Source organism: Brevibacillus brevis NBRC 100599 (genome assembly GCF_000010165.1).
Taxonomy (GTDB): domain Bacteria; phylum Bacillota; class Bacilli; order Brevibacillales; family Brevibacillaceae; genus Brevibacillus; species Brevibacillus brevis_D.
In genome coordinates this window covers 3,511,987-3,525,762 of sequence record NC_012491.1, presented here as the reverse complement: position 1 = coordinate 3,525,762, position 13,776 = coordinate 3,511,987, and the positions used below count along the sequence as shown (strand labels likewise).

Here is a 13,776-nt window from a genome sequence, read left to right as displayed (position 1 = left end):
CAACGCCAGTCACTGTTTACCCCTTATGATCCCAGCAAGTTGATAGATTTGCTAGCAGATTAATCCTTTCGTAGGGGCTGAACTCTTTGGCGTAATTCCTGTTCGGTCAACGACTCCAATTGCAACAAGGCCTCATACGGATCATCACCCGGAATATGAAAGTATCGAGCAAATGCAGGTTCTGTTTTGAGGCCGTCTTGCTTCAGAGCCCTGATATGTATACACGCATCCAAGCCCCCTATATGTAATAATCGTGCTTCGATGTCCATATGACGATAGGCGTTTTGCTTTTCGACTGCAACCGGTTGAGCAAACAATTCAAACCAAAAGCCAGCTGTGAAAAACGAAATAACGCACGTGGGAATCCCTTTTAGATCGAGTTTTGTCACTTCAAAGCTGGTTAAGCAGCCAAACGCTTTACGGACAACCTGCTCAAACTGATCCAGATCACGACTCTCACAAATAATATCCAGATCGCTTTGCTCAACATCAATGTCCAATGGGATGGTTCCGGCAAGCACTGGACGGTAATCGGCTAGTACTTCCATGATATGCGTCTGTTGAATCGCTTTCCACGCCGCTTTTTGGCGCATCGTTCCTCTGCCCAGGTAAGAGAGATCATGCCAATTTTTCATGAAACTACCCCCATGTCTACTTTCTTTTAAAATAGTGTAGACAAAAGTGAATAAACGCGCAACGAAATTGGTAATCACTCGTATACCTAAATGAAGGGAGTGTAGTGGATGGAAATATTTTTGTGGGTCGTGGTTGTGTTATTGTTCCTGCTAAGCATCGCAGGAATTTTCTTGCCCGTTTTACCTGATACGATCTTGTTGTGGGGGGGCTTTTTGCTCTATCACTTTTTCATTGCAGATCCTGGAGCGGGATTGCCGGCATCCTTTTGGTGGGGAATGGTCGTTCTAAGCATTCTGCTTTACGGTGCTGACTTGCTGACGAACATGTACTTTGTGAAAAAGTACGGGGGGTCCAAGTGGTCGTCCATAGCTGCTGCCGCCGGAATTATCCTCGGGATTTTCGTTTTCCCACCGTTTGGTATGCTGATCTTGCCGTTCGTATTCGTCGTTCTCGTAGAGTTGATGGTACAGAAGCAGTCAATGGAGCGAGCAGTGAAAGCGGGGGTAGGCTCACTAATTGGATTTTTGGGCAGTGCGGTCGTAAAAGTCATCTTGCAAGTTACGATGATCATCTGGTTTTTTATCGCCAGATAACATATAGAAAACAAAAAGGACAGCCGAGGCTGTCCTTTTTTACGTGGAAACTAGTGAATGAGGCGATAGACACCAATGACTTTACCGAGAATGGTGACATGCTCCAGAATGATCGGTTCCATCGTGGCATTTTCCGGTTGGAGACGGAAGTGGTTCTTTTCTTTGAAAAATCTTTTGACGGTCGCTTCATCTTCTTCTGTCATAGCTACGACAATGTCACCATTGTTCGCTACGTGCTGTTGGCGAACAATGACGTAGTCTCCGTCGAGAATCCCGGCATCAATCATGCTATTCCCGGAGACGCGCAGCATGTAGACCTTGTCGGAAGTCACGATATTGTCTGGAAGCGGGAAGTATTCTTCCACATCCTCAATGGCTGTAATGGGTTGTCCAGCGGTTACTTTTCCGATTACTGGCACACGGACGACAGAGTCTTCGAAATTGTCTTGAAAACGATCTTCATCTGAAAGCAATTCGATGGCGCGAGGTTTGGTAGGATCTCGACGAATGAGGCCTTTTTTCTCTAAGCGTGCCAAATGACCATGTACCGTTGAGCTGGAAGCGAGGCCAACTGCCTCTCCAATTTCACGTACAGAAGGCGGATATCCTTTATCACGAACTTCCTTTCGTATGAACTCGATGATGGCTTGTTGTCTACTCGATAATTTTGACATAGAAAGACACCCCTGATTTCTCGAACATATTTTCCTATATTATACCATGGGAGCTTGCGTTCGACAAACATAAGTTCGTTTCGTTGTTGACATGAACATATGTTCTCATTTATTATGAGCTTACAAGAGAACAGAACGTATGTTTGTAAGGAGGCCATTATCATGAATTCATCGACAGTACGTAATCGTTTCGAGAAAAAAGAAGAACGTCGTGTTCGTTTTGGTATCACGAGAGGTCAAGCACTCTTGTTTCTTATTACATTTACTCTCTTTTTTTACTTGTTGACCGAACTAGTGTTTGCTGCTTCACCAATGGACGAGCCACAAGGCATAGAAGTAACCGTACAATCCGGAGATAGTCTATGGTCGTTAGCTGTTCGCTACTCAGATCAGCATACGGATGTTCGTGACTATATCATAGAAATTAAGGAAGCGAACGGCTTGGATAGCAACTGGATTTACCCGGGTCAGACTCTGATCATGCCTGATATGCCGTAAGTGTTCGGCTGTCTTGCGGGATCACTCGAATGTGGTATAATGAAGCGGCACTACTACAGAGTGGGAGGAACCAGCAGTGGTATCTGACGCAGAAATTAAACGCATTAACGAATTGGTCAAAAAATCTCGCGAAGAAGGTTTAACCGAAGAGGAAAAGCTCGAGCAAAAAGCATTGCGCCAAAAGTACATTGACGCCGTTAAGCTTTCACTGAGAGCAAATTTGGATTCCATCCGTTATGTGGAAGACCTTGAAGAAAATAAGCCAAAACAGTAAGATAACAATTACTGATACGACAGACATCCTCGCTTGACGCTAGGGTGTCTTTTTCTGTGACATACATAACGCTTTGATAGCCAGGGAGGGAAAGCGATGGCGTGGATAGCTGTGGCGGTTGGCGGAGCAGTTGGCTCTCTTGTGCGCTACCTATTGTCTTTACTCGCAAATCAGCCGGAATGGCCGTGGGGAACCTGGATCGCCAATGTTTGTGGATCCTTGATCATTGGCATCTTGTTCGTGCTGGGGAAAGAACGTGGCATTTTATCTCCAACACTCTATCTCTTATTTGCAACGGGTGTCATGGGAGGATTTACGACTTTCTCTAGCTTCTCCTTGGAAGTGGTCACTTTTTGGGGAGAAGGACATCTGTTGCGGGGCACATTATATGCTCTTCTCAGTTTGGGAGTCGGTCTACTTTCATGTGCGGTTGGAATATGGCTGGCTAGGCAATGGTCCTGATACGTACACGATACATGTGAGGGGGAATGAAGGTGAGTACACAGCATCGTGATTATGAATGGGAACAAAAAAAGCTGGATGAAACCATTTCAGCTATTGATGAAGAAATGGAGCAGCTTCGCAATGAAATTCGCGAGGCAACCGATGACTATGTGAAACAGGTCGTTAACTCTAAAAAGGCAAAGGATTTGCGCTACCTGGAAGATCAGGGGCGAGAGAAGCCTTATTTCGGCAGAGTGGACTTCTTGAAGGATGAAATCTACGAGCTGGATCAGGTCTACATAGGAAAACGGGGAATTGTACGCAGCGATACATTTGATTCTGTCGTCGTGGATTGGCGTGCGCCTATCGCCAGTCTTTATTATTCTGGTGAGAGCAAAGACGCGTTTTATCGGATGGGACGCGAGATCGTGCGTGGAGAAGTTCGATTAAAGCGTAATTTTGCGATTGAAGACGGGAAGATCGTCGGTATCTATGATGGAGCGGTAAAAGAAACAATTAACCGCGAAATGGGGCATCCTGACGAGTTTTTGCAGGAGGGCTTCATCGATGAATTTTTGGCAGCCAATTTAAATCAGGCGAACGATAGCAGACTAAAAGACATCGTCGCTACCATTCAATCCGAGCAAAATGATATTATTCGGGCGGAAAAAGAACGGCCCATTGTCGTGCAAGGTGTAGCGGGGAGCGGAAAAACGACGATTGCGCTGCACCGGCTCTCCTATTTGATTTATAACTTCCAGGATTCCATGATGTCCAAAAAATTCATGGTGTTTGCGCCAAACCGGATGTTTCTTACCTATATATCCGAGGTTTTGCCGGAGTTGGGAGTCGATGACGTTCAACAGTCTACCTTTGTAGATTGGGCAGCGCGTCTTGTGAAGCCTCTGCTGCCAAAAGGGTGGAGAATCGTGAGTCCCGATAAGCCTCTTCAATTGTTCTTCGAAGAAGGGCAGGACGAGCGCCAGCAAGAAATGACGCGAAACAGGCTTCGCTTCAAAGGATCGCTCGCTTGTCGGGAGGCGCTGGAGCAATACATTCGGCATATCGTCGAAACGAGAATCCCTTTTAAGAAACTCAGCTTTTTATACAACAAAACAAAGCAAGTCTTTTCCATTCCGGGTGATTTTATTCGCCAATGCTTCTTGGAGCAATTCGCCAATATGCCGTATCATCGTCGAGTAGAAGCGCTTCGCAAGCATTTAAAACAAGAAATGAACAAGCAATTATTTGCCCATTTACGAGAACGAAAAGTCGATTTGGACAAAGAAGGCTTGTACAAATTCGAGAAAATGCTGGAGCAAATCCTGGATACGTACCTGACTTCGTTTCCAAGACTGGAAATCTTCACAGCTTATCGCGAGCTGATTGCTGATGAGGAATTGCTGCGCAAACTCGCACCTGCTGACATTTCAGACGAAGTTGTGCGTGATGTGACTCAGTCAAGTGCTGCGCTGTTTGCAGAGGAGCGATTGGAGCCCGAAGATATCGCGCCATTGCTATACTTGCAGCATATTGTGGAAGGAATGAATAAGGCGGAGCATTTTGATCATACGGTCGTGGATGAAGCACAAGACTTGAGTGCGTTAGAAATAGCTGTCATTGCATTGGCAACCAAGCGAAACTCGCTCACGATCGTGGGAGATATTGCGCAAGGCATTCATAGCTACCGAGGAATTCATGCTTGGGAAGAGTTGACCAAGGGGATATTTGCGCAGCTGTTTCCTTCCTATTATACGTTGTCGCAAAGCTATCGTTCGACAATTGAGATTATGCGCTGTGCTAACGAAGTGTTGCGGCAAATTGAATTGCCCGAGACGGTATTGGCAAAACCGGTTTTGCGTCATGGTGAAAAACCAATCATGGTCAAGGCTCGTTCACGAGCGCAACTGTGGGAGGACATCTCTTCGCGTGTGGCAGACTACCAGTCGGAAGGCTTCAAAACGATTGCGATCGTAGCGAAAACGATCCTAGCGAGTAAAAAAGCACATAAAGGCCTGCAAGACAAGATAGCTGATCTGACTCTGTTAGGCAGCAAGGATAACCAATTTCCAGGTGGCGTAACCGTCATGCCTGCTTTTTTAACAAAAGGCTTGCAGTTTGATGTGGTCATTTTGCTGGATGTGGACGCCTATCAAAATAATGAATGGGACGCGAAGCTATTGTATGTCGCGATGACACGTCCAGTCCATCGGCTTGTTATGACGCAGGTTGATGACGTTTCTTCACCGTTGCTAATAGATTTACCAACAGCGCTCTACACCATGGCTACTGACGAATAAGAATCGACTCATCAAAGAAAACCCTCTGCTTGTAAAAAAACAGAGGGTTTATCTGTATCATGCTTAGTGGTCGCCTGTGTTACCTTTAGAAGGGTTCGTAATCACAAAACCTTCTTGTGGCAAGAAGAGGTAATCAATGACGACGCCATCCAGCAAAGGCTCATCCTTTTTCACGATCACATCGATCTCTTTGTCGGTAGAGATCACAACATCTTCTTCTGTTGGCTTGTCCAGAGCGAGTCCGTAATGTGCATGATCACCGTGAGCGTGCGTAATATAAACGCGCAGTTTCAATTCTTTGTCTTCTTCTTGCTCGATGATTGGAGCCAATTGCTTGGCAGCGTTACGAGTGATTTTTAGTTTCACAGGTCAAATCCCCTAACTGTATGTAAGTTACCCCTCCATCTTAGCAAGAGGGAAATCAGGATGCAATGTTGAAAGTGTTACGATATGACTAGAGAATGACAACAGGGTGGGGGAGAGTCATTTATGAAAATCGATTTGCGAAGTGATACCGTTACGAAGCCAACCGAGGAGATGCTTCGAGCAATGGCGGAAGCGGAGGTTGGGGATGATGTTTACCGGGAGGACCCAACTGTCAATCGTTTGGAAGCGATCGCGGCTGAAATACTCGGAAAGGAAGCTGCGCTGTTCGTAACAAGTGGCACGCAAGGTAATCAGGTCGCTGTTTTGACGCATTGTGTCAACGGAGACGAAGTCATTGCGGAAGCGGATTCGCACATTTTTTACTATGAAGGCGGCGCAATGTCGGCATTGGCTGGCGTGCAAACACGGACGCTGGTTGGTGAACGCGGTGCTCTGCGTGCAGAAGAGGTAGAGAGGGCGATTCGGGGCAACAATATCCATTTTCCTCGGACAAAATTGATCTGTCTCGAAAATACACATAATCGCGCGGGCGGGGCGGTAATCTCTGTTGAGCAAATGAAGAACGTCTATGATATCGCGCAAAAACACGGTGTTCCCGTTCATTTGGACGGTGCTCGTCTCTTCAATGCGGCTGTGGCACTAGGTGTTGCAGTCAGTGAGCTAAGCGTTTATGCCGATACCGTTCAGATTTGCTTGTCCAAAGGGCTGAGTGCTCCAGTTGGTTCCATTTTGGCTGGTGAACGTGCGTTTATCGAAGAAGCGAGATGGTGGAGAAAAAAATTAGGCGGTGGATTGCGTCAGGCAGGGTATTTGGCAGCGCCGGGCATCATCGCTCTGACACAAATGACCGATCGATTGGCAGAAGACCATGAACGGGCACAGCAATTGGCAAAAGGCTTGCGCCAGCTATCGCTTCAGGTGGAGCAAGTCGAGACGAATATCGTGCTGGTGAATACGGACTCGATTGGACAAACAGCTGTCGCCTTCTTGGAACGTTTGGAGGAAAAAGGAGTGCTCGCGGTCGATTTTGACGAGTATGTCATTCGCTTTACGACGCATCGACACATTAGCGATCAACATATCAAGACCGTGGTGGAAGCAGTAGAGGAATTATTGGTAACAGTGTAATTGAATCAAACGCTTGTAGCCAGTCGAAGGGAAGACTGGCTTTTTTCTTTGCTTCAACCATCAATTCGAAATAGTTAGACAATTTGTACAAAACAAGACTCTATACACGATCTGTTTTTCGCCATACCGTCTGATTTGTTTCTCCTACACTTGCGTTATCATAGTAGTGTGATAAAGCAATAGTATTTACTGGTGTATGGAATCGAATGGAATCAAGGGGGATGGTCTCGATGAGAAAGAGAAAGAGCTTCATTTTGAGTTGTTTCTTGCTGCTTCAAGTTATTACGGGATGTAGTACAAGTGAAACGGCGGTAACGAACAAACCGAATGATCAGGCATCTCAAACAGTGCAGCCAACGGGAAAAGAGATGGTATTGAATTGGAACGCAGACGGTGGAGAGCCTCCGACAGCGGATCCCGGACTTGCTTCCGATGGTACCTCCTTTGATGTCATTACTGCCTGTTTTGAAGGACTGACTCGCTATGGACCGGATGGGAAAATAGCTAACGCTATCGCCGACAGTTATACGGTTTCCGCGGATTTGACGACGTACACATTCAAATTGAAAACGAATGCGTTATGGAGCAACGGAGATCCGGTAACCGCCCATGACTTTGAGTTCGCCTGGAAAAGAAATCTCGACCCGAAGACAGCGTCCGAATATGCCTATATGCTTTATTTCATTAAAGGGGCAGAGGAATTTAACACAGGGAAAGGATCGCATGAAGGCGTAGGGGTTAAAGCACTAGATGATTTTACATTAGAGGTCAAGCTCAATTCGCCAGCCCCGTTTTTTTATGAATTGACGGCTTTCCCGACATTGTTTCCTTTACATAAAAAGACCTTGGAGGCACATCCGGATTGGGCAGCGTCTCCAGACAACTACGTAGGCAACGGCCCATTCAAAATGGAGCTGTGGGAGCATAAAAACAAATTGGTTCTTGTGAAAAACGAGAATTATCATGACAAAGAAGCTGTGAAGCTCGACAAGATCGTCTGGAGCATGATTACTGATACCAACACAGCTCAAGCGTTGTTTGATTCTGGTGATTTGGATTGGGGAGGGCATCCAAGCTATGTGTTGCCCGTCGACGTGATTCCCGCCTTGCAGGACGAAGGAAAAATCGTAATGGCGCCGTATCCGAACACAGTTGCCGTTACCTTTAATACAACCGTGTCTCCATTTACGAATAAAAAGATTCGACAAGCCTTCTCGTATTCGATCCAACGGCAGCCTCTGGTAGACGGAATTGTGCAGACAGGGGTGCCAGCGGCTTTTGCATGGGTTCCGCCTTCCATGCAACTTAGCGGAAATGACTATTTTCAAGAGGATGTAGAGAAAGCGAAACAGTTATTGGCTGAAGGGTTAAAGGAGCTGGGGCTTTCGACGATGCCTATCGTGACATTCACGTATGGTTCAGGTGACGATCGTCAGAAAAAGCTGGCTGAAGTGCTTCAAGATCAGTGGAAAAGAAGCTTGGGTGTTGATGTAAAAATCAGTGGCTTGGAGGAAAAAGTATTTTTACAAAACAAGCGCTCCAAAAACTATCAGTTTGCCTACCGAAATTGGGGTGCTGATTTTAACGACCCCATCAATTTCCTGGAAATTTTCAAGGACAAAACAGTGGGGACGAACGACGCTGCTTGGGAAAACGACAGATACCGGGAGCTAATCGTCCAGAGTTACTTGGAAAAAGATCCGACGAAGCGTAATGCGATCATGCGTGAGGCAGAGAGCATCTTAATGGAGGAAATGCCGATTGCCCCTGTGTATTATGGCGTAAGACCGTATATAAAAAATGACAAAGTCAAAGGATTTTTGAACAATCCGTTTGGTGGTAGAGATTTTAAATATACAACCATCGAATAATAAAAAAAGAGTCTTGCCGTATTCGGAAACATGGAGAGCGGCAAGGCTTTTTTTGGTTCCACTCGGCAAACTCACTTGTGTGTAATTCAGAGCCGCCAATGAAATACTATAGCTATCCAACATAGGGGAAAAGAGGGATGGATATGATCTCGGCTAAAGAGCGAGAACGCATTCTCAATCAAATGAAACGGGACGAGAGCAAGATTGTCAACATCGTCCTAAACGACGCCAATCAGGTTGCGGGCGAAATTGAAAAAGCCAACCACCAAGGCATTTTCCTGGTGGATGGCCGGTACTACGGATACGAGGACATCAAAGAAATCAATGGCTCGTAATGGTTACAGACGGGGAGGTGGGAAGAAGTAGCGCAAGGCATCTGGTAGCTCTTTTTGCCACAAACCCCAGACGTGATTCCCTGGTTTTTCTCGATAGGACAAGGTTGCTTGCTTGTCCTCAAGAATCTGTTTTGCCTCGCGATTCCAGTGCACGAAATCGAAGGTACCCGCGCTTGTTTCTACAGCAGTCTCATCGAGGCCGACAACCATCCAGATTCGCAGCCAGGAGAGACTGGCCTGATTCAAAAGTGGATCGAGTGTTGTTTGGAAAAACGCCCCGGACAACGCGAGTACTTGTGGAAAGAGATCGGGATGTTTCAATGCGAGATGCAAAGAAACAGTTCCACCCAAAGAATCTCCTGCCAGTATGCGTGAACCAGGATCACGGCGCACAGGATAGCGCTCCTCTATGTAAGGAATCAGTTCTTCGGTGAAAAAGCGCTGATAGGCTGCATTTCTCGACCCCGATGGAGAATACTCGCTTGTGCGCTTGTTGCGATCGACGGAGACACCGACAACGATGTAGGGTTCGATACCTTCTTCCAGAATCAGTTGATTGGAGATGGTCGCGATTCGTCCCATCGTAAAAAAGTCATTCCCATCCTGGCAGTACACAACAGGGTAAGAAAGAAGCTCATTGTACCCCGGCGGTAGGTATACTTTGACCGAGCGGGGAGTGTCCACGTGGATGCTAGGCACTTCTTCTTTCATGATGGTTCGCTTTACATAATCAGACATCGATTCACACTCCCTGATTGCTCAAATAAAAAACTAAGCCTTGAAAAAAACTGATACAGCTTATATAGTAAATGATAACAGAGAGGAAATAAACCCTGTAATATCAATACTGTAACACATTAAACAGGTATTTTGACTGCAATATAACAGGGTGTTGCAAACGGCGCTGTAAGCCCTTTCTTGCACCATGCAACTTTCTTCTGGATTTTATCAGGGTCACTTCCGCCCGCGAATGGCATTCGTCGCTTATCGAGCAGATGCTCAGATAGATGACAAAGGGCAACGCGGAAAAGGAAGCCCCTTATTCTAGTGACGAGGTGAATGTGATGAGCGTATCCACTGCTGTTGAACAAACAGAGAACAACGCCCCGCTGCAAATTCTTGCCCCGGATGGTACGGTTGTTCGTCCTGACTTGATGCCGAAGCTCTCCGATGATGAATTGCGTGAACTGATGCGTAAAATGGTATTTACCCGTGTATGGGACCAACGCGCAATCAGCTTGAACCGCCAAGGTCGTCTTGGTTTCTATGCACCAGTAGCTGGTCAAGAAGCAAGCATGATCGGTTCTGAGGCTGCTCTTTCCAAGGAAGACTTTGTCCTGCCTAGCTACCGTGATATTCCACAAATGGTATGGCATGGTTACCCTATGCACAAGGCATTCCTGTACTCCCGCGGACACATCGAGGGTGGCAAAATTCCTGAAGGTGTAAACGTTTTGATGCCACAAATCATCATCGCGGCTCAATGTACACAAGCAACAGGTGTTGCAATGGGTTACAAGCTGCGCGGTGAAAAGAAAGTGGCGATCAACTACTTTGGTGACGGTGCAACTTCCCAAGGTGACTTCTACGAGGGTATGAACTTTGCAGGTGTATACAAACTGCCTGTTATCTTCTTCTCCCAAAACAACGGTTATGCGATCTCCCTGCCGTTCGAAAAACAAACGGCTTCTGAAAATATCGCAGTCAAAGCAGTAGCGGCTGGTATTGCTAGCGAACGCGTTGACGGTATGGACATTCTCGCGGTTTACTACGCGGTTCAACAAGCAAAAGAGCGCGGCGTGAATGGCGAAGGTGCGACTCTGATCGAAGCAATGACGTACCGCTATGGTCCTCATACCATGGCTGGTGACGACCCAACTCGTTACCGTACAGGTGAAGAGCAAAGCGAGTGGGAACTGCGCGATCCACTGATCCGTTTCCGCAAGTTCCTCGAGGCAAAAGGCCTCTGGAGCGAAAAAGACGAAGAAGCTGTCATCGAAGAAGCGAAAGCAGCTGTTGCGGACGCAATCAAAAAAGCGGACGAAACACCTAAGATGAAAGTTAGCGAACTGATCGATGTAATGTTTGAGACACTGCCGCCTGCACTCGAAGAGCAAAAGGCAGAATTCCTGGCGAAGGAGTCGAAATAAGCCATGGCACAAATGACAATGGTTCAAGCCATTACGGATGCAATGCGCGTAGAGTTGAAGCGCGATGAAACCGTTCTTGTCTTCGGTGAAGACGTAGGTAACAACGGCGGGGTGTTCCGTGCAACAGAAGGTCTGCAAGCTGAGTTCGGTGAGCAGCGCGTATTCGATACGCCACTCGCTGAGTCCGGAATCGGCGGTTTGGCTGTCGGTCTTTCCATCAACGGCTTCCGCCCAGTAGCAGAAATTCAGTTCTTCGGTTTCGTATTTGAAACGTTTGATGCTGTAGCATCCCAATCTTCCCGTATGCGCTACCGTTCTGGTGGTCGCTTCTCGAGCCCAATTACATTCCGCTCCCCATTTGGTGGCGGTGTAAAAACGCCTGAACTGCATGCGGACTCTTTGGAAGGTTTGATGCTGCAAACTCCGGGACTGAAAGTGGTTATCCCTTCCAACCCATATGATGCAAAAGGACTGCTGATCTCCGCGATTCGCGATAACGATCCAGTTGTATTCCTGGAGCACATGAAGCTGTACCGTTCCTTCCGTCAAGAAGTTCCAGAAGGAGAGTACACGATTCCACTTGGCAAGGCAAACGTAGTAAAAGAAGGTAGCGATGTTACCATCATCACCTATGGTGCGATGGTGCATACCAGCCTGAAAGCAGCAGAAGAAATCGAGAAAGCGCGTGGAGCAAAAGTAGAAGTAATCGACCTGCGCACCATCAGCCCACTCGATATCGATACCATCGTAGCTTCTGTGAAGAAAACAAACCGTGCGATCGTGGTTCAAGAAGCACAAAAAACGTCTGGTGTTGCGGCTGAAATCATCACGCAAATCAACGAGCGTGCGATCCTGCACCTCGAAGCACCAGTACTGCGTATTACAGCACCAGATACCGTTTACCCGTTTGCTCAAGCAGAAGATGTATGGCTGCCTGACGTAAAACGCGTAGTAGATGGGCTGACACAAGTCCTCGATTTTTAATTGAGAAACAGACATAATGGCGGAAAAGTTGAAAGCTTTCCGCCTTCTTTTGGGAAATATAGGCTTACTACTATGGCGAAGTGTTATAAGGAGGAGATACTGTGAGTCGTTTTACATTCAGACTCCCGGAGCTCGGCGAGGGTATCCATGAAGGCGAAATCGTCAAATGGCACGTACAGCCAGGAGATTCCGTAGAAGAAGACCAAGTAATCATGGAAGTACAAAATGACAAGGCGGTTGTAGAAGTACCGTCGCCTGTTAAAGGGAAAGTTATCGAGCTGAAAGTAACCGAGGGTACGGTTTCCGTAGTCGGCGATCCACTGATCGAGTTTGACGTAGAAGGCGAAATTCCGAACCTGCCAGACCATGGTCATGGCGATTCCCACGCTGCTGAAGCGGCACCAGCGCCTCAAGCTGCAGACAAAATGGAGCCAGGCTGCGACATCGGTTCCCAAGTGAGCGCAAATGCGAATCAAACTTTGGAAACGCCAATGGCACAAGCAACTGCAACAGCAGTAGCGGCACCAATTGACCGTAAGCATGTGCTGGCTACACCTTCCGTTCGTAAATACGCTCGCGAAAAAGGCGTTCAATTGGCTAACGTACCTGGTACAGGCAAATTGGGTCGCATCACACGCGAAGACGTAGATCGCTTCGTATCTGGCGGAGCAGCAGCACCAACACCAACTGCACAAGCAGCGGCAGCTCCAGTAGCTACTGAAGCTCCTGCAGCAGCTACAGGTGTAGCACAAGCAGCAGCGGCTCCAACTGTTCACCACGCACCTACAGCAGGCGAGCTGGAAGAGCGCGTTCCGATGAAAGGTATGCGTAAAGCAATCGCGAAAGCAATGGTGAAATCTGCTTACACAGCACCACACGTTACCATCTTCGACGAAGTGGATGTTACAGCGCTTGTCGCTATGCGTAAAGATGCGAAGCCACTTGCTGAAGAGCGCGGTGTGAAGCTGACTTACTTGCCTATGATCGTGAAAGCAGTTGTAGCTGGTCTGAAGAAATTCCCAGAACTCAACGCTTCTATCGACGATGAGAAACAAGAAATCATCTTCAAAAAGTACTACAACATCGGTATCGCTACCTCGACAGAAGAAGGCTTGCTCGTTCCAGTTGTGAAATCCGCTGACAGCAAATCCATCTTCCAAATCGCAGGCGAAATCGGCGAGCTGGCGAAGAAAGCACGCGACCGCAAAGCGACTGCTGACGAGCTGAAAGGTTCTACTTTCAGCATCACAAACATCGGTTCTGCGGGTGGTATGTTCTTCACGCCTATCATTAACTATCCAGAAGTAGCTATTCTGGGTGTTGGCCGCATTAGCGAAAAACCGATTGTGAAAAATGGAGAAATCGCGGTAGGTCAAATGTTGCACCTGTCCTTGAGCTTTGACCACCGTTTGGTTGATGGCGAACCTGCACAGCGTTTCGTCAACTACGTGAAGCAGCTCCTTGAAAACCCAACGCTGCTCGTCATGGAGGGATAAGAGACA

At 47.2% G+C, this 13,776-nt stretch carries 15 protein-coding genes; 11 read left to right on the top strand and 4 right to left on the bottom strand.

The window, feature by feature from the left end; all coding sequences use genetic code 11:
- Nucleotides 1-59: 59 nt before the first annotated feature.
- Nucleotides 60-635 carry a DUF4269 domain-containing protein gene (locus BBR47_RS16665; RefSeq protein WP_015891598.1) on the bottom strand — a complete coding sequence of 192 codons (576 nt, stop codon included), beginning with the start codon at nucleotides 633-635 and terminating at the stop codon, nucleotides 60-62.
- Nucleotides 636-743: 108 nt separating this feature from the next.
- On the opposite strand from BBR47_RS16665, the gene BBR47_RS16660 reads away from it, so the two are divergent.
- Nucleotides 744-1,229 (top strand): DUF456 domain-containing protein, encoded by a 486-nt coding sequence (locus BBR47_RS16660; RefSeq protein WP_015891597.1) that lies wholly within the window; start codon nucleotides 744-746, stop codon nucleotides 1,227-1,229.
- A gap of 50 nt (nucleotides 1,230-1,279) precedes the next feature.
- Here the strand turns inward: BBR47_RS16660 and lexA are convergent, their stop codons facing one another.
- Complete coding sequence (gene lexA, locus BBR47_RS16655) at nucleotides 1,280-1,903, bottom strand: transcriptional repressor LexA (protein ID WP_007718939.1); 624 nt, start codon at nucleotides 1,901-1,903, stop codon at nucleotides 1,280-1,282.
- 162 nt (nucleotides 1,904-2,065) lie between these two features.
- Here lexA and yneA point away from each other — a divergent pair, with 162 nt between their 5' ends.
- The 4 genes from yneA (at nucleotide 2,066) to BBR47_RS16635 (ending at nucleotide 5,419) form a co-directional block, all read left to right on the top strand.
- Nucleotides 2,066-2,401 carry a cell division suppressor protein YneA gene (gene yneA, locus BBR47_RS16650; protein WP_015891596.1) on the top strand — a complete coding sequence of 112 codons (336 nt, stop codon included), beginning with the start codon at nucleotides 2,066-2,068 and terminating at the stop codon, nucleotides 2,399-2,401.
- A 76-nt stretch (nucleotides 2,402-2,477) separates the two neighbouring features.
- Nucleotides 2,478-2,675 carry a DUF896 domain-containing protein gene (locus BBR47_RS16645; RefSeq protein ID WP_007718933.1) on the top strand — a complete coding sequence of 66 codons (198 nt, stop codon included), beginning with the start codon at nucleotides 2,478-2,480 and terminating at the stop codon, nucleotides 2,673-2,675.
- A gap of 96 nt (nucleotides 2,676-2,771) precedes the next feature.
- Nucleotides 2,772-3,137 carry a fluoride efflux transporter CrcB gene (crcB, locus tag BBR47_RS16640; RefSeq protein WP_015891595.1) on the top strand — a complete coding sequence of 122 codons (366 nt, stop codon included), beginning with the start codon at nucleotides 2,772-2,774 and terminating at the stop codon, nucleotides 3,135-3,137.
- A 32-nt stretch (nucleotides 3,138-3,169) separates the two neighbouring features.
- Nucleotides 3,170-5,419 carry a HelD family protein gene (locus tag BBR47_RS16635; protein ID WP_015891594.1) on the top strand — a complete coding sequence of 750 codons (2,250 nt, stop codon included), beginning with the start codon at nucleotides 3,170-3,172 and terminating at the stop codon, nucleotides 5,417-5,419.
- Between the two features lie 63 nt (nucleotides 5,420-5,482).
- Here the strand turns inward: BBR47_RS16635 and BBR47_RS16630 are convergent, their stop codons facing one another.
- Nucleotides 5,483-5,785, bottom strand: a complete 303-nt coding sequence (locus tag BBR47_RS16630) for a HesB/IscA family protein (RefSeq protein ID WP_015891593.1) — start codon at nucleotides 5,783-5,785, stop codon at nucleotides 5,483-5,485.
- A 123-nt stretch (nucleotides 5,786-5,908) separates the two neighbouring features.
- Between BBR47_RS16630 and ltaE the strand changes: the two genes are divergently transcribed.
- The 3 genes from ltaE (at nucleotide 5,909) to BBR47_RS16615 (ending at nucleotide 9,140) form a co-directional block, all read left to right on the top strand.
- On the top strand, nucleotides 5,909-6,934 hold the full coding sequence (gene ltaE / locus BBR47_RS16625; RefSeq protein WP_015891592.1) for a low-specificity L-threonine aldolase: 1,026 nt from the start codon (nucleotides 5,909-5,911) through the stop codon (nucleotides 6,932-6,934).
- A 230-nt stretch (nucleotides 6,935-7,164) separates the two neighbouring features.
- Nucleotides 7,165-8,805, top strand: a complete 1,641-nt coding sequence (locus tag BBR47_RS16620; protein WP_041749475.1) for a peptide ABC transporter substrate-binding protein — start codon at nucleotides 7,165-7,167, stop codon at nucleotides 8,803-8,805.
- Nucleotides 8,806-8,942: 137 nt separating this feature from the next.
- Nucleotides 8,943-9,140: a hypothetical protein gene (locus BBR47_RS16615; RefSeq protein WP_015891590.1), complete on the top strand. Its 198-nt coding sequence runs from the start codon at nucleotides 8,943-8,945 to the stop codon at nucleotides 9,138-9,140.
- Between the two features lie 3 nt (nucleotides 9,141-9,143).
- On the opposite strand, the gene BBR47_RS16610 is transcribed toward BBR47_RS16615, so the two are convergent.
- Nucleotides 9,144-9,878 carry an alpha/beta hydrolase gene (locus BBR47_RS16610; RefSeq protein WP_015891589.1) on the bottom strand — a complete coding sequence of 245 codons (735 nt, stop codon included), beginning with the start codon at nucleotides 9,876-9,878 and terminating at the stop codon, nucleotides 9,144-9,146.
- 326 nt (nucleotides 9,879-10,204) lie between these two features.
- Here BBR47_RS16610 and pdhA point away from each other — a divergent pair, with 326 nt between their 5' ends.
- From pdhA to BBR47_RS16595, 3 genes are all read left to right on the top strand, one after another.
- Nucleotides 10,205-11,290, top strand: a complete 1,086-nt coding sequence (pdhA, locus tag BBR47_RS16605) for a pyruvate dehydrogenase (acetyl-transferring) E1 component subunit alpha (RefSeq protein ID WP_015891588.1) — start codon at nucleotides 10,205-10,207, stop codon at nucleotides 11,288-11,290.
- Between the two features lie 3 nt (nucleotides 11,291-11,293).
- Complete coding sequence (locus tag BBR47_RS16600) at nucleotides 11,294-12,274, top strand: alpha-ketoacid dehydrogenase subunit beta (protein WP_015891587.1); 981 nt, start codon at nucleotides 11,294-11,296, stop codon at nucleotides 12,272-12,274.
- A 101-nt stretch (nucleotides 12,275-12,375) separates the two neighbouring features.
- A complete protein-coding gene (locus BBR47_RS16595; protein ID WP_015891586.1) occupies nucleotides 12,376-13,770 on the top strand; it encodes a dihydrolipoamide acetyltransferase family protein in 1,395 nt (464 codons plus the stop codon).
- Nucleotides 13,771-13,776: the final 6 nt, after the last annotated feature.

Coding starts and splice junctions, on each gene's coding strand:
- BBR47_RS16665 (WP_015891598.1), bottom strand. CDS start 635: ATGAAAAATTGGCATGATCTCTCTTACCTGGGCAGAGGAACGATGCGC.
- BBR47_RS16660 (WP_015891597.1), top strand. CDS start 744: ATGGAAATATTTTTGTGGGTCGTGGTTGTGTTATTGTTCCTGCTAAGC.
- lexA (WP_007718939.1), bottom strand. CDS start 1,903: ATGTCAAAATTATCGAGTAGACAACAAGCCATCATCGAGTTCATACGA.
- yneA (WP_015891596.1), top strand. CDS start 2,066: ATGAATTCATCGACAGTACGTAATCGTTTCGAGAAAAAAGAAGAACGT.
- crcB (WP_015891595.1), top strand. CDS start 2,772: ATGGCGTGGATAGCTGTGGCGGTTGGCGGAGCAGTTGGCTCTCTTGTG.
- ltaE (WP_015891592.1), top strand. CDS start 5,909: ATGAAAATCGATTTGCGAAGTGATACCGTTACGAAGCCAACCGAGGAG.
- BBR47_RS16620 (WP_041749475.1), top strand. CDS start 7,165: ATGAGAAAGAGAAAGAGCTTCATTTTGAGTTGTTTCTTGCTGCTTCAA.
- BBR47_RS16615 (WP_015891590.1), top strand. CDS start 8,943: ATGGATATGATCTCGGCTAAAGAGCGAGAACGCATTCTCAATCAAATG.
- BBR47_RS16610 (WP_015891589.1), bottom strand. CDS start 9,878: ATGTCTGATTATGTAAAGCGAACCATCATGAAAGAAGAAGTGCCTAGC.
- pdhA (WP_015891588.1), top strand. CDS start 10,205: ATGAGCGTATCCACTGCTGTTGAACAAACAGAGAACAACGCCCCGCTG.
- BBR47_RS16600 (WP_015891587.1), top strand. CDS start 11,294: ATGGCACAAATGACAATGGTTCAAGCCATTACGGATGCAATGCGCGTA.